Source organism: Escherichia sp. WS1451 (assembly GCF_046487365.1).
In the GTDB taxonomy this organism is placed as follows: domain Bacteria; phylum Pseudomonadota; class Gammaproteobacteria; order Enterobacterales; family Enterobacteriaceae; genus Escherichia; species Escherichia coli.
The window spans coordinates 1-17,139 of the sequence record NZ_JBJQJP010000018.1; the positions used below are offsets into that span (position 1 = coordinate 1).

A 17,139-nucleotide genomic window follows, 5' to 3' on the forward strand; every position below is an offset into this window, starting at 1 on the left:
GCACGGCTGGGACGGAAGTCGCTGTCGTTCTCAAAATCGGTGGAGCTGCATGACAAAGTCATCGGGCATTATCTGAACATAAAACACTATCAATAAGTTGGAGTCATTACCTGATATTCCAGATAGAAAAGAGTGCGACCAGTGTGGGGACACAGGATAATGCTCAGGCCATCAGTAAGAAATCTTTTATCTGCTCTTGTCAAAAGCAATTTTCCTTACGCCAAGCCTGTTTACCATTCCTGTACTATGTTGGAGGTAGAACTTCAACAGGGAAACTATTATGAAAAACCGAGCTTCCACAGCTATTCAGTCAGTAGACATCCTCCACGCCCTAAAGAACGTGGATTCCTGTTAGGTGAAAAACCGCGCCTTATACCCCGATTTGAAGAAAGGGGCTTTACGGCGCACTGGGTAATGCACTGGGAAGGAGATCCTCCGGAAATCAGAGGCATGATACCGTAACGTCTGGACATAAGATCTGCCAAGCCCGTTTTTAATTTATTGTCAACTGTAATAAAAGTAATTTTTTGAATCTCGCTGTTGAGGAATATCAATTCTGATTACGGTTTTGATCGGATACAATTAGTTACAATCATAAAAACAGCTCGACCATGCTGGATCTACCGTTCTGTGATTGAGGCCTGCTCCGACAAACAGGCTGTTAAAAACAGGTAAATGAATTCTCTGCGATGAATAAAGTAATAAAATACGGAAGGAAATCGAGGTAACACAATCATGAACCTATACAGATTATTGACAATTTTCATTACGTTATTATCACTTTCCGGATGTGCTGCCACACCTCCTGCAGATAAAATACAAATCGTTGATGGTTTTTACTTTCAGACTGATGAGATCAGTGCATTTCGCCCATGTCATTCAAGAAAAATATACTGGCTGCATGCAGATGAAGCAAACCTGAAGACACTTCAGAAATATTATAGTCAGCATGCGTATGATAATAGTCTTTCTGGCATTTATGTATCTTTACTTGTTAAGAACACTGGCCATCAAGAACATGGCAGAGCGGTGACTTATGACGAAACGCTGTACCTTAAGAAAATTCTGCGTATGGATACCAGCGACAAGCATTATGAGTGTTTGTCACTGAAATAAATAACTATTCAGCAACACACTTTATGTACACATAAAGTGTGTTGTATATCACAAAATAATTACCATATCATACTGCGTAAATATATTATACCGTAATCATTTTCAGTAATACCTGATGAAAAACAACAACAATTCAGAAAAAATTCAATATGATTTACTTAAAACGCTACTGTTCTCTTATCCCAATCCCCCAACCGGTGGTGACTATTTCATCAGACTTGCGAAGTATAATGAACAGAAGCTTTTGCTAAATATTCATATGTTTATAAAAAAAGGATATATACTACCTGGAGCAATAATAACACATAAAAGCAAATTATCATTAAATTTATCCAGACTGATATTAACACCTGAAGGATTGGAATATACCGTGAGAGTTCTTTTAAAATCACACAAATACAACCGATAAGAATTATCATTTGCAATAATTTATTTTTCAGATATTTGTTTGGGCATGCTCTTTGTATTGCTTGCTGTCTGCAATGATTTATGCTTTTTTCAAAAAGAAATATAATGTTATATATGTCACGTATGGAAATATCACGCTGGTTAAAGTCCCCCCCACGGAAAGCACCTGTCCGTATTAGAGTCTGGATGGGAGATAAACGTCTATCATAATACCATTCATATCTATCAATGGAGGACAATATCCTGAAAAACTTATTCACATGCTTTACGTTCACATTTATAATAATCGCTGTCAATAAAATACGATAAGTCGTTACTCTTCCGTTTCCCGCCCTTCGGGCGGGTCTTTTAAACACACATTTAGACAGGACTCATAAAGTAATCTTGCTGAAACAGTGATTTTAGGTTTCCGGTAAATGTTTTCTGGGGCATTCTCTGATCAATTCAGCAAGAACTTATTTTCTATAATTCCACATCGCCGGAGATGCAGAGGTGACCGTCCTGACGTTCACAAAAACAGATAACAAAGTTCTGTCAGCACATTAATCCGGTACTTCACGCTTTCATTTTCGGCCACTCACACCCCCGACCACGCCTTTCGTGTTCAAAATTCTGTTGAAAAATAGCGATTTTCACCTGTACGGTGTCCCGCAGTAGACTTCATGACATCAATCACCTGTTCTTCAACGAACAGCCTAAATTTCAGGATACAAGAGCCCACTCTGGGGTGATTTTTGCTACTCTACAAGCGGGCAATTTTTCTAATCCAGAGAGCATATAAATTAATGGAATAAATAATGATGAGTGAACATGATACTTCCCAGAAGAAAACTGAAAACCAGATAAACAAAGCTGTATTCTGTACATCTGCTTTGTTGATTTTCCTGCTTGTTGCTTTTGCTGCTGTATTTCCGGATATGGCAGACAGGAATTTTAAATTACTTCAGCAACAGATTTTTACGAATGCAAGTTGGTTTTATATCCTTGCTGTCGCCCTGATTTTACTGAGTGTCGCTTTTCTGGGGCTTTCCCGTTACGGAGATATAAAGCTTGGGCCTGACCATTCTCAACCAGATTTCAGCTATCATTCCTGGTTTGCGATGCTTTTTTCTGCAGGAATGGGGATCGGCCTGATGTTTTTTGGTGTAGCTGAACCTGTCATGCACTATCTCTCTCCACCAGTTGGTACCCCTGAAACAGTGACAGCGGCAAAAGAAGCAATGCGCCTGACGTTCTTTCACTGGGGGCTTCATGCATGGGCAATTTATGCAATTGTGGCGCTAATCCTGGCATTTTTCAGTTACCGTCACGGTCTCCCTTTAACACTTCGCTCCGCACTTTATCCCATCATAGGTGATCGTATCTATGGCCCTGTTGGACATGCTGTCGATATTTTCGCCGTCACAGGTACTGTTTTTGGCGTCGCCACATCGCTGGGATATGGTGTTTTGCAGGTTAATGCGGGCCTGAACCATCTTTTCGGGGTGCCAGTGAATGAAATGGTACAGGTCACTCTGATCGTGACCATCACTGGCCTGGCGACGCTCTCGGTAATTTCCGGTCTGGACAAGGGAATTCGCATCCTGTCAGAACTCAACCTTGGTCTGGCTGTTTTACTCCTGTCCCTGGTTTTATGTCTGGGGCCGACAGTGCTTCTGCTGAAATCATTTGTTGAAAATACAGGGGGGTATCTTTCAGAATTAGTGAGTAAAACTTTCAATCTTTACGCTTATGAACCAAAATCAAGCAACTGGCTTGGTGGCTGGACATTATTATACTGGGGGTGGTGGCTGTCGTGGTCGCCGTTTGTTGGCATGTTCATCGCGCGAGTATCCCGGGGCAGGACAATTCGTGAGTTTGTCACTGGAGTGCTGTTTGTTCCGGCTGGTTTTACACTTATGTGGATGACGGTATTTGGTAACAGCGCTATCTATCTCATAATGAACAAGGGGGCTGATGAGCTGGCAAATACTGTTCAGCAGGATGTTGCAGTGGCGCTGTTTAATTTTCTGGAACATTTCCCGTTTTCATCAGTATTGTCTTTCATTGCAATAGCGATGGTTATCGTATTCTTTGTCACTTCTGCTGACTCCGGGGCAATGGTTGTTGATACCCTGGCTTCAGGTGGAATTGTTAACACTCCTGTCTGGCAAAGAATCTTCTGGGCCTCGCTCATGGGGATTGTTGCTGTTGCTCTTCTGATTGCCGGGGGGCTGGGTGCATTGCAAACTGTAACAATAGCAAGCGCATTACCTTTTTCTGTTATCTTATTGATATCAATATATGGATTATTAAAAGCTCTTCGTCGGGATCTGACAAAACGTGAAAGCCTGAGCATGGCAACCATTGCTCCAACAGCAGCACGTAATCCAATACCATGGCAAAGACGCTTACGCAATATTGCTTATTTACCGAAACGCTCTCTTGTGAAACGTTTTATGGACGACGTTATTCAGCCAGCCATGTCGTTAGTTCAGGATGAACTTAACAAACAGGGAACGGTTAGCCATATAAATGATACCAGTGATGATCGTATTATATTTGAAGTGGATTTAGGCAATGAGTTAAATTTTATTTATGAAATCAGACTTCGCGGATATAACACGCCCACCTTTGCTTTGACTTCAATTGATAATGATGAGCAGCTGGCAGAGCAACATCGATATTATCGTGCTGAAGTCTACCTGAAAGAAGGTGGTCAGAATTACGATGTGATGGGGTGGAACCAGGAACAGATTATCAATGATATACTTGACCAATATGAAAAGCATCTGCACTTCCTTCACTTAGTCCGATAAACTACACAATCCAGGCCGCCGTTAAGGCGGCTTTCTGTTGTAATCCAGATTTCATCGGCATAATGGGAACACTCCGTACATCCCGATCGGTGGGGCACGCATCGATACACAATCTGCAGTTCGGTGTCAACGACGGATGAAAAGTGGTTCTTCCGCAACCTGGGTGAAGATTTTCATGCCAGTGGACTCATGACCCTCTGCCTGAGTAGTTCAAATCCGGCTCGACCATACATCTGGCGTTTTAGCATCTTCAGGCGATTTACATGACCTTCGACAACACCATTACTCCAGCGACTACTGATTGCCTCACATATAGCTGCAGCATCAGCTTCCATCCCCGCCGCCACGCGCCGAAATTCTGCTGAACCGCTTTCGTGGACTCGAGTGAACCAGCTGCTTAGCTTTGATTTATTTTGGTTTTTCAGAATACGGTAGAACTCGAGTGCCAGTTGCTGCGCTATTTTCAGCTCCGGTTCTTTTTCACACATCAGACTAATAAATCGGGAAGCATAATTTTCTTCATCCCTGATTATTCTCCAGGGCATCAACCAGCGGCTTACCCGGGACACTGAAGGAAGTCTGGCGGCAGTAGTAACCGGTGGGATCCAGCCTTTACGCCATTTGGTAACAGCATCCCTGACGATGGTTTCACTGCCTGTAAACCCCCGGGCCACCATTTCCCGCCATATCCGGCTGGCGTTATAATTACCACTTTCTCGTTGCTCTTTTAACCACTCCCTCCATGGGTCCAGAAGCCCTCGCTTTGGAGGCCGGGCTGACATTTCAGGGAATGTTCCTGAACCCACCCAGCGACTGACTGTCACTCGCGACAGGCCTGTAATACGGGATATTTCCCTGAAACTACATCCCTTGTTATGCAGGGCTATAACCTCTGTCCAACGCTGATGCCGTTTTTTGCGGGTTTGCTGTTTAAGGCGTTCCGGACGACGGAGCGATGCTGCAGGCACAGACAGTTCTGACTCAGGTGATTTCTTTGGTGACAACTCACTGGCAACAAGACGTATCAGAGGTATATGTCTGTACATCATTCGTTCAGGCGCATCGCCAATATTTTTTAGCAGGTGCCATCGATCGGCTACCTGTCTGGCCTGAGGTGCACCTTCACGTGCTGCCGTCGCATAGACTCCACTGCGATCACGCGAGACAACCTGTATTTCCGGATATTTTCTGAACCAGGTCGCCAGCGTACGCTGATCACGGCCGGGAAGCAGGACGAGGGGACGGTGAGTATCAAGATTGACTATTAGCGTACCGTAACGGTGGCCCCGATGCCACGCCCACTCATCAATACCGACATGAAGCGTGCATGACTGTTTCGTCTCCGGGGGATTGATAACCCTGCGAAGAAGAGTATCAGCACTGCAACGGAGACCCACTGCCGTTGCTGCCCGTTTTCCAGCCTCACCTCCGGCTATTAATCCCAGTTGACGTTGTAAATTTTGTAACGCCTGTGAAGACTGCTGGTGTGAACTGGCGAAGGGAGCAAGCGACTCGGCAACAGGGTATTGGAACAGATATCGAATAATCATGAACGCCACGACTCGCCGGGGTATAAGGGGGGGCAAAGGACAAATATCAAAAAACTGGAAACAATCGGACATGAATTATTCGGCCCAAACTGGATCACGCCTGTCACGCGTATGTTTGAAATTAACAAGTCAACGATTCGTCGCTGGCTCACAAGTCAAGCGAGACCGTCTGTTACTATTGCCGATGAGTTGCCTGGCACAATAGAAAAATTTCGGGAAGCACTGGCGCTTGCCTGTGCTGACAGGGGGTCTGGTAATGAAGTTGGCACCGACATGACAGAGCGTATTGTTGGCAGCTACGAATACGCTGATGTGCAGGAACGGAAATCAGCTATTGATGTGGAAAGCATTGCCCTGTTTGAGAAAACAGTGAAATGCGGAATGAACCGGGTTACACGAGCGACCATTATCAGGCCAGTTCTTGCGGGGCGACGCTTTCATTAACCTGCACACGAACCTCCATTCCTGCATTGTGACAGGCCTGCAGCCACTGCGCCACTTCCAGCGGATCGCCCTCCCGGCGTACCACCCTGCCTTCTTTATTCCATAACTGCAGACAGGTGCTGCCGTCGAGACGCACCACAAAATCCCCACGGCAGGCCTGATACGTCATGCCGCCCAGCTCCACCGGCAGGTCTGTGGCAGAAGTGCAGTCTGCGGACAGACCTGATACCGGGACCAGCGGCAGAACGACGATTTCCGCCTTCTTCCCGGAGGCGATCCTGTTCAGCCTGCAGCAGAGGCTGTGCCACGGCCAGTCGCAGATCAGGCGCACGCAGGGTCCGAAGCCAGCCGGCATCCTCCAGGCGACGGCAGGAGGCGCGCAGATTTGGCCCGTAGACCGTGGCTTCCCCGCTTCGCTCCAGCACCCGCTCTATGTCCCGCGTCAGCACGGGGCCCGGTCGTTTTTCATCAAGGGCAGCCAGCACAATCAGCACCCGCCGCTGCAGTGGTGACGGACGTCGGCAGACGGCTCCTGGTTTTCGCGGGTCAGACCGGCCATGAGCTTAAGATGTTTGCGGTCCTCCTCACAGTCCCGTCCTGGCGCTCTCATTGATAATGCCAGTGAATACCAGAGCGCAATGGCACCGTGGCGGCAGCCTCTGTCATAGGCATCCGTGAGGGAAGCGTAATCCTGGGGATTACTGTTGTGCCGGCAGAGTACGCGAAGGATGCCTTTGATTTCGTCAAGCAGCTGGTCATAGTTGAGATTCAGTGTCGGCCCGGTACTGGTCATGTTGCGCTTCCTGGGGGGTTAATGGCTGATGACGATAAAATCATATATCGAATGATTTATTTCTCTGCCTGTAAATATCAGGCCAGGATTTATTATGCGATTAATGATAAATATCATATCATCTGCGGGTTTCCCTCCACGCAGGTCCGGTTTCCGGCGAAACCGGAGCCTCATTTTTCGGCCTGAAGTTTTGTTGTTGACCACTTTTTACCGGCTTGTGCCCAGTTGAGAAGCCGCTGACTTAGTTTCTGAATCTCCGAAGATGGCTTTCCGGAATAAAATAGATGTTGCCCCGCGCCCGTGAGCAGGCCACGTATAGCCTGTTACGGGATGATGGTGGAAGTGCTGCCAGCTTCTGTTGGATGAGGCGCATCCAGTGGTTGGCCCCCATCACGATGCAGACGTCCTGAAAGTGGTCGAGTCCTTTACTGCCCCCCCAGTTCATTGAGTGGCATCCGTAACGGTGATGTTCGCGATAGAAGAGCTTGATCATCGTGTTGTCCGCGTGCAGGGCCGCTGAACGCGCTTCATCCGTGACGATTTCAATCTGGGTGGTATGTGTTCCATGAGCCGAAATGCGAATGTTCAGTTGTCCGGTAATGAACTCACACACTGTAGCTGAACAGCGCCATGTCCGGCTGAGCGTCTCACAATCCACCATGATACCCGCAGCCCTGAAGCGAGCCTCGTATCGGGTTATGTCTTCATGCAGCGTAGCATTGACGTTACCGTCGCGGCTTGTGTCAAAGGTATGCTGATAAAAATCCCCGCAGCACAGCACTGAGATTTCCGCGCGGCATAGCTCCAGCAGAAAATTAAAGTCATGGCCGGCAAAGTCCTGGACTTCATCAACGAACAACTCATCGTAGTAACGGGCAAGTCGGGTACGGATATCTGGCAGCAACCCCCGGGCTGTCAGCAGGTGTGCGAGCCGCCGGTGATACAGCCGTCCGGCGGGATCCTGATAATGCCGGATATTCGTGCGCGGTATTCTGGAAGGGGGCTGGTTGAAGCTCAGACCACGCGATGACAGTTGCTCCTGCAGGAAAGGGCGAAAACAGAAACCGTGCAGAAACTCAAACCAGGTCATCACACGGATCCCGTACGGTATGTAGCCAAAGCGTCTGATAATCTGCGCCCGCAGATGTGCTTCATTATTTACGGTGAAGGTCAGGATCAGCGTCCGCCGGTCCTCTCTTAACCGACGTATCAGCAGCGTGGTTTTACCCGAGCCGGCAACCGCAAATATCACTCTCTTATCCATGCCAGTGCCTCCTGGATATAATCAGGAACGGTCAGCTTTTCGGCGTGCAACTGTAACAGCTGGAATGCTGCTTCTGCCTTATTGGCCAGCATGTAATCCTGAACCGTGAGTGTCCGGCGGGTTCCGCGGAAAAGCGCATCACACAGGTCGGCATTATCCTGATACAGGCAGATTTCAAATGTGGAGCGGCTGTTGTCGTGGTCAGCAAATACCCGGGAGCGGGAACAAAGCACGTCAGCATAGCGTTCATCGCAATTTTGCTGATAGTTGCCGTCATTGTCGCGAAGGGCCGCGACACGATTTTCCAGAAGACGGGCCAGTTCAAGATAACGACGGAAACTCGTTCCGCCGATAGCGATGATGTGAACCCCGTCATCCTCCGGTGCCCTGCCATACAGGCGGTGATAAAAGGCCTCGATCAGAATAAACTCAGCATCCCCCTCCACGAGCAGCACGCGTCTGGCCAGCGCAAATTCCAGCACGTTATTATCCGGTGCTTTCATGAAGAAGGCGGCAGTCTCAGCGGAAAGTTCATTCATCAGTACCGGCCGGGTAGCTCCGAGGAGAATAGCCTTACGTAGGTCGAGGCGGGAGGAGATATGGCTACTGTGTGTGGCAATAAACACCTGCGTCTGCCGTTCCGTGGCAAGCTGATTAACCAGCCTCTTCATACTGACATGGCTGAGATGATTCTCCGGCTCCTCAAGCAACAGCGCGTGGATCTCTCCCCCCTGCTGCTGATGCCGCTGCAGCGCAAACTCCGTTTTGATGAAACACTGCCTTCCTTTTCCGCGGTGACGAATGGAAATACCGTCCTCAGTAATGTCCAGGTTCGCCTCAAGACCTGATTTAGCGCCGGAACGCACGCCAAACTGATACGTTTTCAGCGTGTCGTTTATGGCGGACAGATGCCTGGCGCAGAAGTGCATTTTCTGTTGCCGGTAACTGTTTTCAAGCCGGTACCGATCGGCCACCGGCACATTGACGCTGTAAACTGTGCGCGTATACTCCTGTGCGGCATGCTCGTTATCAATGCGTGCACTGTCTAAGAACAGATGGCGCAGATAGCGTCTGAAGCCTGCGAAATGACCACCGGAGAATGTGCTGAACTGCACGGAATAGTATTCATAGGGAAAATTATCAGGATCCTGCTGCAAAACATGGTGTATATCCTGACCGTATTCCTCCATCATGGGAGCAATGCGCATTCTGAGACCATCCGCATCGATACCCGCCAGATTTTGCCTGCCGTTCAGGTCAGGCTCTCCCCCATTACTCAGGAAAACGTCAGCGGTCAGCACGGGTAACTGATCGGCACGGCGCTCACCTTCCTGAAAATGCCTGACTGCTGACTGTGACAGGAGCGATTCCACCCCCAGCGCCTCAACCCGATGCCTGCTGTCACTCAGCACAAGGTCAAGAGCCAGCAGAATAGTGCTTTTCCCGGACTCATTGTCCCCAACCAGAATGTTACGATCGTTGCTGAAGCGCAGGTCCAGTTCCGGAAACTTTTTGAAGTTTTGCAGCATAAGCCGCGTGATCAGGGGCATTTTTTTATTCCTTTATATACCGCTGCCTGAAAGAGCGGCCGGCCGCGCCTGACCGCCTGTTTTGTTTTACAGCGTTATCTTACCCAGTCTTCCAGCACAAGACCCGGTACCCGCTCAAACTCTCTCACATTATTCGTCACCAGAATGGCACAGGCAGCGATGGCGTGTCCGGCTATCGCCGTGTCGTTCGGACCGATCGGCGTGCCGGCGAGACGCAGTGCCACCTTAATCTCCGTGGTCGCATCCACCGCGGCGCGGTCCCACGGCAGGACGGCATCGAGCCTCTCACAGAACGCGTCAACCAGTTGCACGTGGCGTGGCGAGGCCTTCGGACCGGTGGCACCGAAGCGCATCTCGGAGTAGGTGATGGCCGAGACCACGATACGGTGACCGCGCAGCACCGACTGCTCCAGGTGCTTAAGCAATGCTTCAGGTTGCTCGCGCATGATGAACGAGCAGATGTTTGTGTCGAGCATATAGATCTTGTTCACAGGTTAACTCGTCCTTCGTCGCTGACAACGTCCTCGCGCTCCGTCATAAAGTCCGGATCGGCCTTTTCTAGCTCCAGGAATGAGCCCCAGGTCGGCCGGACGGGGCGCAGAATGATGCTGTCCCCTTCCCGGACGATCTCCAGCTCGCTCACCCCCTCAAAATCCAGATCGCGTGGAAGGCGGATAGCACGGTTGTTGCCATTTTTAAAAATGGATACGGTTCTCATGATTCTCTCCCGGGTAAGTGTGGATATGTGATGCATATCCGGAATGATGTTCATTGCACCGGGTGTGTGCATATGTTTAGTATAGGCAGATGTTAGGCATATGTATAGATTCAGCATATGCAGATGGTGAGGATATGCGTATACCATGAATATGCAGATGTCAGGCATATGGATATGTTCAGCCTATGTTATTTTCTCTCTTTCCCCGTGCAGATCCGGTTTCTGGTGGTCACGGATCTTCTTCTCCCCCCACACAACGCCACCTCCCGTCAGCACAACATGTGGTGCCGGATTCAGCTGCTGATGACACTATATGTTGTGTCATCTCCCTGACCTGTGATGCGTCGCGCAGAGGCGGAAAACAGCGATATGATGATTTCCTCAGCGTGGTACACTTCCGGAAAGTTGTGATATTCCGGAAAGTCGGATCTGACGGAAACGGCTCTCCGGTAATTTAACGGCGTGGTTATATGGATGCTTGTTATCATGGTGATGATGATAACGGCATGATGTTATCTGACGGCGTGACGGTAAGGGCAGTGATGATGGATGACGTTATCGCATGACCGTCCCTGCCCGGAAAAGAAAAAAGGAGTCACCCATGTTTTTTATTGAGAATGAAGGTCAGGCTGTCGCCGGAACGGATTACTGGCAGTCTGTACAGGCGCAGGCCGGATATGTCTACCTCAGCTGGAATGCCGGCGCAGCCAGGCTGCTTGTCCCGGATGCGGCAAAACATTTACTCAGGGAGATGCGGGGGGCTGAGTACGTCATCATCAGTAAGGGAACGCTGCATGGCCGCGATGCGCCGTTTGTGATCCACATGCTGAGTGAGCAGTGCGATCGCCTGCTCCCCGAAAACAACCAGGGAGGGGGTTTTGTTGTCACCGTCTGGACGCGTGGCGGTAACCAGCTCCGTTATCCGGGAAAGTACCGGGTTGTGGAAAACCTGCCCGACGTTTCCCCGTGGAGTGAACACTGATATGCAGCACCTGCCGGCACCGATCCACCATGCCCGGGATGCCGCTCAGCTTCCTGTTGCCATCGATTATCCGGCAGCGCTGGCACTCCGCCAGATGTCGATGGTTCATGATGAACTGCCAAAATACCTGCTGGCCCCTGAAGTGAGCGCCCTGCTCCATTACGTCCCGGATCTGCGCCGCAAGATGCTGCTGGCCACACTGTGGAACACCGGTGCGCGCATTAATGAAGCACTGGCGCTGACGCGGGGGGATTTTTCGCTCACGCCTCCGTATCCGTTTGTGCAGCTGGCCACTCTGAAGCAGCGGACCGAAAAAGCCGCCAGGACGGCAGGAAGAATGCCCGCCGGTCAGCAGACTCACCGGCTGGTTCCGCTCTCCGACGCCTGGTACGTCAGCCAGCTGCAGACGATGGTGGCCACACTGAAAATCCCCATGGAACGGCGTAATAAACGAACAGGCAGGACAGAGAAAGCGCGGATCTGGGAAGTGACGGACAGAACGGTCAGGACCTGGATTGGGGAGGCGGTTGCCGCCGCTGCCGCTGATGGTGTGACGTTCTCTGTCCCGGTCACGCCACATACGTTCCGCCATTCCTATGCGATGCACATGCTGTATGCCGGTATACCGCTGAAGGTCCTGCAGAGCCTGATGGGGCATAAGTCCATCAGCTCAACGGAGGTCTACACGAAGGTGTTTGCGCTGGACGTGGCTGCACGGCACCGGGTGCAGTTTTTGATGCCTGAGTCCGATGCGGTCACAATGCTGAAAAACAGACACGCATAATTCATAAATCATAATTATGAATTGTGATTTATTCTATAAAAAAGAGACCACTGCAATATGTGATCTCTTGTATGCAAGGGGGCTTAAACAGTATGAATTCACAAGTGTGATTTCATAAGTAATAACTTCTTGATTATTACGTTAGTGTTTTTAAGTATTGCTCAAGGGCTACTCTGACGATGGCACTTACATTTTTTGGATCTTTACCATTGCGTTTATTCCTCAATGCCAGATCTTCTATTGTGACAAGCATGCTTTCACCAAGAGAAATTGTCGTCCGACATTGTTTTTCTGGTTCGGGTTTTTCCGGCGCGCCGTATGGTTTATCCGCAAGGCGCTGAGCCAGAGCCTCTGCTTGTTCTACCGTAACTGCAGCTCTGTTTAATGCTTGCTGGCTGGGTTTCTTCACCATGGGCCAAATACCTCATTCATTAAATGTTCAATTTCTGCTCTGGCTGCTGTATTGTTCGTTTCAACTACACCGGTGCCGTTGCTCATGCAATCGCGATAGACTTTTCTGAAACAAATAACTGAATCCAGGACTTGAATTGTTGGGAATTCTTCAAGATATTCAAGGAATTCTTTTCTCTCATTTCCCCTCAAAACCGGGTTGGTTGTTGCCATACTTTGTAAACAATAAACCTTAAGTTCCGGGTTAAGGTTACGCATTGCGTCTATCTGTTGTTCTAGTTCTGTAAGAGTATCCAGATCTGGTTGAGAACACTGTAGTGGCGCAATTATTTGATGTGCGACAACTCCACTCGTTATGAATTCCTTTGAGTTTCTTCCTGCGACATCCACTATTACATCATCGAACTTTTCATTCAGAGCCTGTAGTGTTTGTGTCAGGTTATCAAATTTCTCAACAAGGGTTATTGCTGGTAACAGTCCTGCAGCTTCTCGTTCCGCATGATGTTTTGCGGCTGTTCGTTGTAGATCTCCGTTTAACAGGCAGACTTCCCTTCCTTTATTTGCGAGAGCAATAGCCAGGTTTGATGCAATGGTAGTTTTCCCTGAACCACCTTTGTTCCCACCAACTACAGTAATCATTGCAACCTCATAAATGTGATGTGTGAAGTATGATGATATTTTGACACGGTAACCTGAGGTGTCAATATGTGTTCATATTTATGAAGTATGAAATATGAAGTATGTCATATGATGTAATAAATATTACTTGTGTTTTGTGATTTCACAACTATGATAGTGCTCAAATTGAGTATTACCTTGCAACCAGAAACAGTGATTTACTCAGATTGAGTATTTAAGGGGCTATAGATGAACGTATACTGCGATGATGGTTCAACAACAATCAAGTTGGCATGGAATGACAATGGGAAAATCTGTAAGTCGTTGTCGCAAAACTCATTTCGTCATGGATGGAAGGTTGACGGGTTAGGGATTCGCCAGACATTTAACTATGAACTGGATGGTAAAAAATACACGTATGATGAAGTTAGCAACCAATCTATTCTTACGACTCATATTGAGTATCAATATACGGATGTTAACCTGTTAGCTGTGCATCACGCTTTACTGAATAGTGGATTAGCGCCTCAGCCTGTATCATTGACTGTGACTTTGCCTATCAGTGAGTTCTACACGAAAGAGTGTCAAAAAAATGAACTCAACATTCAGCGTAAAATTGAGAATTTAATGAGGCCGATTCGTCTTAATAAAGGCGATGTTTTCACCATTGAACACGTTGATGTGATGCCTGAATCATTGCCAGCTGTGTTTTCTCGTCTGGTCATGGATAAAGTTGGTCAGTTCGAAAAATCACTGGTAGTTGATATTGGCGGCACTACGCTTGATGTTGGTGTTATCGTTGGTCAATTTGACTCTGTAAGTGCCATTCATGGTAATTCTGGCATTGGTGTGTCTTCAGTTACGAAAGCTGCAATGAGTGCATTGCGCATGGCATCCAGTGATACCAGTTTCCTCGTTGCAGATGAATTGATTAAACGTCGTAATGACCCGGACTTTGTTCGGCAGGTTATAAATGACGAAACAAAAACTGATCTGGTCCTTAATACCATTGAGGGGGCTATTGCCAGTCTGGGGGAGCAAGTAGTCAATGAGCTCGGTGATTTTCATCATGTGAATCGTGTTTATGTTGTCGGTGGTGGGGCCCCGTTGATCTATGATTCGATAAAAACGGCATGGCACCATCTTGGGCAAAAAGTAGTGATGATGGAGTCGCCACAGACAGCACTGGTTGAAGCTATCGCGGCTTTCAAAGAGGAGTAATATTGTGGACGATGAACGGAAAAGGAAAAAATTCACACTTTATCTGCATCCGGAAAAAGCTGCAGACTTTCAAACTTTGGAAGCGATAGAGTCCGTTCCGCGTTCTGAGCGTGGTGAGCTGTTCCGGAATGCATTTATTTCTGGAATGGCGTTACACCAACTTGATCCTCGCCTGCCTGTATTGCTGACTGCCATTTTGAGCGAGGAGTTTTCAGCAGATCAGGTTGTAACCTTACTCAGTCAGACGACTGGATGGAAGCCTTCTCAGGCCGATATCAGAGCTGTGTTGACTGAACTCGGTGCTTTGCAATCTGCTGAAAAAATGCCTCCTTCTGCTACTGATTCGGTGCAGGAGGCAATGAATGATGTGCGCCTTAAAATGCAAAAATTATTCTGATATATCAGAATGAAGCAATGGGGATCTCAGTCCATTGTGTTGTATACGAAGGCGAGAGCATTTCCCGTTTCATTTGCCATTCAGGGGCGGTTCCTCGCCCCGCAAACCACACTTTCCCTTTTCCAGACTGGTTCAGTTCATCGAGTGTTTTCATTAACTTTTCGCTGTTTTTACGGGGCTGGATCTCATCAAATAATCCCGGCTGCGCTATACCCGATGGTGTGAAATCAGCCAGCATGACTCCTGCCTTCATATAGCGGTACCCTTCACGCCAGACATGGTTTAACGCTCTGCATGCTGCGGCAATAATGTCCCGGCTGTCCTGTGTGGGCAATGGAAGCTTTTCCACAGCGGCATTGCTGTAACAGGGTTCTTTTACTGCAAAGGGGGATGTCCGTACAAATGTCGTCACCTGCCGGCAATACTGACGCTCCCCACGTAGTTTCTCTGCGGCCCGCTCTGCATACTGAACAACAGCCTGGTGCATGGCATCTTTGTCTGTGATTCGTTCACCAAAACTGCGACTACAGACAATCTGCTGTTTTGCCGGTGGTGCTTCTTCCAGGGATATGCAGGACTCGCCGTTGAGTTCGCGTACCGTACGCTCAAGAATGACGCTGAAGTTTTTCCGGATGAATGCCGTGTTAGCCTGCGCCAGCTGCAGTGCTGTGTTAATACCCAGCGCATTCAGCTTTTCCGTCAGTCTGCGTCCTACTCCCCAGACCTCACCAACTGGCTGCAGCCCCAGTAGCTTCAAGATCCGATTACGGTTTTCTGCCGTCAGCGCGACCACACCGGAAAACTGTGGCCATTGCTTTGTTGCCCACTGTGCACTTTTAGCCAGCGTTTTTGTAGGCGCAATGCCCACCCCCATGGTGAGTCCTGTCCAGCTCTTTACCTGTTCCCTGAGCTGATGACCAAAAACCTCCGGAGAGATGCAATGATTTATCCCCCGCAAATCAATGAACATTTCATCAATTGAGTAGGGCTCAACTGCGGGAGAAAGCGACTCCAGAACAGCCATAACCCGTTGGCTCATGCTGTGGTACAGCGCATAATTGCTGGAAAATACATGTATTTTCTTCTCCAGGCGCATTTGTCTCACCTGAAACCAGGGCTGCCCCATTCTGATGCCAAGGGCTTTTGCCTCCGGGCTGCGCGCGATCACACAGCCATCGTTATTGCTGAGTACGATGACCGGTTCGTTGCGAAGGTCCGGGCGGAAAACTTTTTCACATGAGGCGTAGAAACTGTTGATATCAGCCAGTGCAAACATCAGCGTAACTCCCGCGTCCTGTGTATCACGTGAGTGACAACACCAAAAATACAGATGTTTTCCGGATACAGTGTGCGGAACTCCGGGCTGTCTGAAACCGGCTCCAGTGCCGGGCGTGGGCGCAACAGCAGTCGTTTGACGGTGAACTCCCCGTCGATCTCAGCGATAACGATGTCCCCGTGTTGTGGTTTTTCGGCCCTGTCCACTACCAGCAGATCACCATTCTGCACGCCAGCCTGGTTCATCGATTCACCGCTGGCGCGCAGAAAGAAGGTGGCTGCAGGTCTGCTGATGCAATAGCTGTTCAGATCCAGTTCCTGCTCAGCATAATCAGTGGCAGGCGAAGGAAAACCGGCCTGGCAACGATCGGCAAACAACGGTCGCACGTAACTGTCATTGCCTGAAGGGTCAGCCGGACGGTGATAAACGGTACTCATGCTGCAGGCAGCCAGCTGTCGTCCTGCCAGATTTCTTCCAGCAGAGACAGGATACGTTCTTTATCCTTGTCGTTGCGGGCTCCAGTGACAGATACAGACGGGGCGCTGCCCTGGTCTATACGCAGCCAGATTTCCGGGTAGTGTGGTTTCAGACGTTGTTCGATTTCATTCTGTAGCGCCTGAAGTGTGCCTGATTTGAGGTTTTTTGTGCTCTGGCGGTCGAAAAGAATTTCAATGCGGATCATGTTCTCATCTCCCTTTTCTTTTGCTGTATATATATACAGTATTCTAATAACTGAATCCACACACAGTCAAATGTCATATTGTGACTAAAAAACGCTCAATTCTCTGAGGGTGTGGCTGTATGCCTGC

The 17,139-nt window shown here is 48.8% G+C and carries 17 protein-coding genes and 2 pseudogenes; 8 read left to right on the plus strand and 11 right to left on the minus strand.

What is annotated here, in order from left to right; all coding sequences use genetic code 11:
• From ACJHX7_RS19510 to ACJHX7_RS19520, 3 genes are all read left to right on the plus strand, one after another.
• Nucleotides 1–96, plus strand: a 96-nt coding sequence (locus ACJHX7_RS19510) for an IS1 family transposase (RefSeq protein ID WP_000851394.1), incomplete at its 5' end; no start/stop codon positions are given.
• Between the two features lie 639 nt (nucleotides 97–735).
• Entirely contained in the window at nucleotides 736–1,116 is a 381-nt protein-coding gene (locus ACJHX7_RS19515) for a hypothetical protein (protein WP_024214822.1), read from the plus strand.
• A gap of 1,208 nt (nucleotides 1,117–2,324) precedes the next feature.
• Nucleotides 2,325–4,322, plus strand: coding sequence for a BCCT family transporter (locus ACJHX7_RS19520; RefSeq protein WP_038822832.1), 1,998 nt, complete (start codon nucleotides 2,325–2,327; stop codon nucleotides 4,320–4,322).
• Nucleotides 4,323–4,495: 173 nt separating this feature from the next.
• On the opposite strand, the pseudogene ACJHX7_RS19525 reads toward ACJHX7_RS19520, so the two are convergent.
• A pseudogene (locus ACJHX7_RS19525) lies at nucleotides 4,496–5,839 on the minus strand (ISL3 family transposase); the annotation flags it as partial.
• A 9-nt stretch (nucleotides 5,840–5,848) separates the two neighbouring features.
• Here ACJHX7_RS19525 and ACJHX7_RS19530 point away from each other — a divergent pair.
• Nucleotides 5,849–6,316 (plus strand): hypothetical protein, encoded by a 468-nt coding sequence (locus tag ACJHX7_RS19530; RefSeq protein WP_282655704.1) that lies wholly within the window; start codon nucleotides 5,849–5,851, stop codon nucleotides 6,314–6,316.
• On the opposite strand, the pseudogene ACJHX7_RS19535 reads toward ACJHX7_RS19530, so the two are convergent.
• The 5 genes and pseudogenes from ACJHX7_RS19535 to vapB all read right to left on the minus strand — a co-directional run bounded on the left by ACJHX7_RS19535 (nucleotide 6,282) and on the right by vapB (nucleotide 10,641).
• Nucleotides 6,282–6,810: pseudogene (locus tag ACJHX7_RS19535) on the minus strand (hypothetical protein). The gene ACJHX7_RS19530 and the pseudogene ACJHX7_RS19535 overlap by 35 nt on opposite strands.
• 540 nt (nucleotides 6,811–7,350) lie before the next feature.
• Complete coding sequence (locus ACJHX7_RS19540; protein WP_000361402.1) at nucleotides 7,351–8,373, minus strand: helicase UvrD; 1,023 nt, start codon at nucleotides 8,371–8,373, stop codon at nucleotides 7,351–7,353.
• On the minus strand, nucleotides 8,358–9,923 hold the full coding sequence (locus ACJHX7_RS19545; RefSeq protein ID WP_001128474.1) for an ATP-dependent nuclease: 1,566 nt from the start codon (nucleotides 9,921–9,923) through the stop codon (nucleotides 8,358–8,360). The genes ACJHX7_RS19540 and ACJHX7_RS19545 overlap by 16 nt, the downstream gene beginning before the upstream one ends.
• Before the next feature lie 74 nt (nucleotides 9,924–9,997).
• The gene (locus tag ACJHX7_RS19550) at nucleotides 9,998–10,414 is read right to left on the minus strand and encodes a type II toxin-antitoxin system VapC family toxin (protein ID WP_001034044.1); all 417 of its coding nucleotides are present in this window, start codon (nucleotides 10,412–10,414) and stop codon (nucleotides 9,998–10,000) included.
• Complete coding sequence (vapB, locus tag ACJHX7_RS19555) at nucleotides 10,411–10,641, minus strand: type II toxin-antitoxin system VapB family antitoxin (protein ID WP_001261286.1); 231 nt, start codon at nucleotides 10,639–10,641, stop codon at nucleotides 10,411–10,413. Before vapB ends, ACJHX7_RS19550 begins: the two co-directional genes overlap by 4 nt.
• 601 nt (nucleotides 10,642–11,242) lie before the next feature.
• Between vapB and ACJHX7_RS19560 the strand changes: the two genes are divergently transcribed.
• Together ACJHX7_RS19560 and ACJHX7_RS19565 are read left to right on the plus strand one after the other, a co-directional pair.
• Nucleotides 11,243–11,623: a hypothetical protein gene (locus tag ACJHX7_RS19560; protein WP_251300257.1), complete on the plus strand. Its 381-nt coding sequence runs from the start codon at nucleotides 11,243–11,245 to the stop codon at nucleotides 11,621–11,623.
• Nucleotide 11,624: 1 nt separating this feature from the next.
• On the plus strand, nucleotides 11,625–12,407 hold the full coding sequence (locus ACJHX7_RS19565) for a site-specific integrase (protein ID WP_097742209.1): 783 nt from the start codon (nucleotides 11,625–11,627) through the stop codon (nucleotides 12,405–12,407).
• A gap of 136 nt (nucleotides 12,408–12,543) precedes the next feature.
• On the opposite strand, the gene ACJHX7_RS19570 is transcribed toward ACJHX7_RS19565, so the two are convergent.
• Entirely contained in the window at nucleotides 12,544–12,819 is a 276-nt protein-coding gene (locus ACJHX7_RS19570) for a hypothetical protein (protein ID WP_000239529.1), read from the minus strand.
• Nucleotides 12,813–13,457 (minus strand): division plane positioning ATPase MipZ, encoded by a 645-nt coding sequence (locus tag ACJHX7_RS19575; RefSeq protein ID WP_000633913.1) that lies wholly within the window; start codon nucleotides 13,455–13,457, stop codon nucleotides 12,813–12,815. The genes ACJHX7_RS19570 and ACJHX7_RS19575 overlap by 7 nt, the downstream gene beginning before the upstream one ends.
• 228 nt (nucleotides 13,458–13,685) lie before the next feature.
• On the opposite strand from ACJHX7_RS19575, the gene parM reads away from it, so the two are divergent.
• The gene (gene parM, locus ACJHX7_RS19580) at nucleotides 13,686–14,657 is read left to right on the plus strand and encodes a plasmid segregation protein ParM domain-containing protein (RefSeq protein ID WP_001103690.1); all 972 of its coding nucleotides are present in this window, start codon (nucleotides 13,686–13,688) and stop codon (nucleotides 14,655–14,657) included.
• Between the two features lie 4 nt (nucleotides 14,658–14,661).
• A complete protein-coding gene (locus ACJHX7_RS19585) occupies nucleotides 14,662–15,054 on the plus strand; it encodes a plasmid partitioning/stability family protein (protein ID WP_000340829.1) in 393 nt (130 codons plus the stop codon).
• A gap of 4 nt (nucleotides 15,055–15,058) precedes the next feature.
• On the opposite strand, the gene ACJHX7_RS19590 is transcribed toward ACJHX7_RS19585, so the two are convergent.
• Genes ACJHX7_RS19590 through ACJHX7_RS19600 form a run of 3 tightly spaced genes read right to left on the minus strand, consistent with a single transcriptional unit; the run spans nucleotide 15,059 to nucleotide 17,012 of the window.
• The gene (locus tag ACJHX7_RS19590; protein ID WP_052971087.1) at nucleotides 15,059–16,330 is read right to left on the minus strand and encodes a Y-family DNA polymerase; all 1,272 of its coding nucleotides are present in this window, start codon (nucleotides 16,328–16,330) and stop codon (nucleotides 15,059–15,061) included.
• The gene (umuD, locus tag ACJHX7_RS19595) at nucleotides 16,330–16,767 is read right to left on the minus strand and encodes a translesion error-prone DNA polymerase V autoproteolytic subunit (protein ID WP_032285024.1); all 438 of its coding nucleotides are present in this window, start codon (nucleotides 16,765–16,767) and stop codon (nucleotides 16,330–16,332) included. Before umuD ends, ACJHX7_RS19590 begins: the two co-directional genes overlap by 1 nt.
• On the minus strand, nucleotides 16,764–17,012 hold the full coding sequence (locus ACJHX7_RS19600) for a DinI-like family protein (RefSeq protein ID WP_000618110.1): 249 nt from the start codon (nucleotides 17,010–17,012) through the stop codon (nucleotides 16,764–16,766). The genes umuD and ACJHX7_RS19600 overlap by 4 nt, the downstream gene beginning before the upstream one ends.
• Nucleotides 17,013–17,139 lie beyond the last annotated feature (127 nt).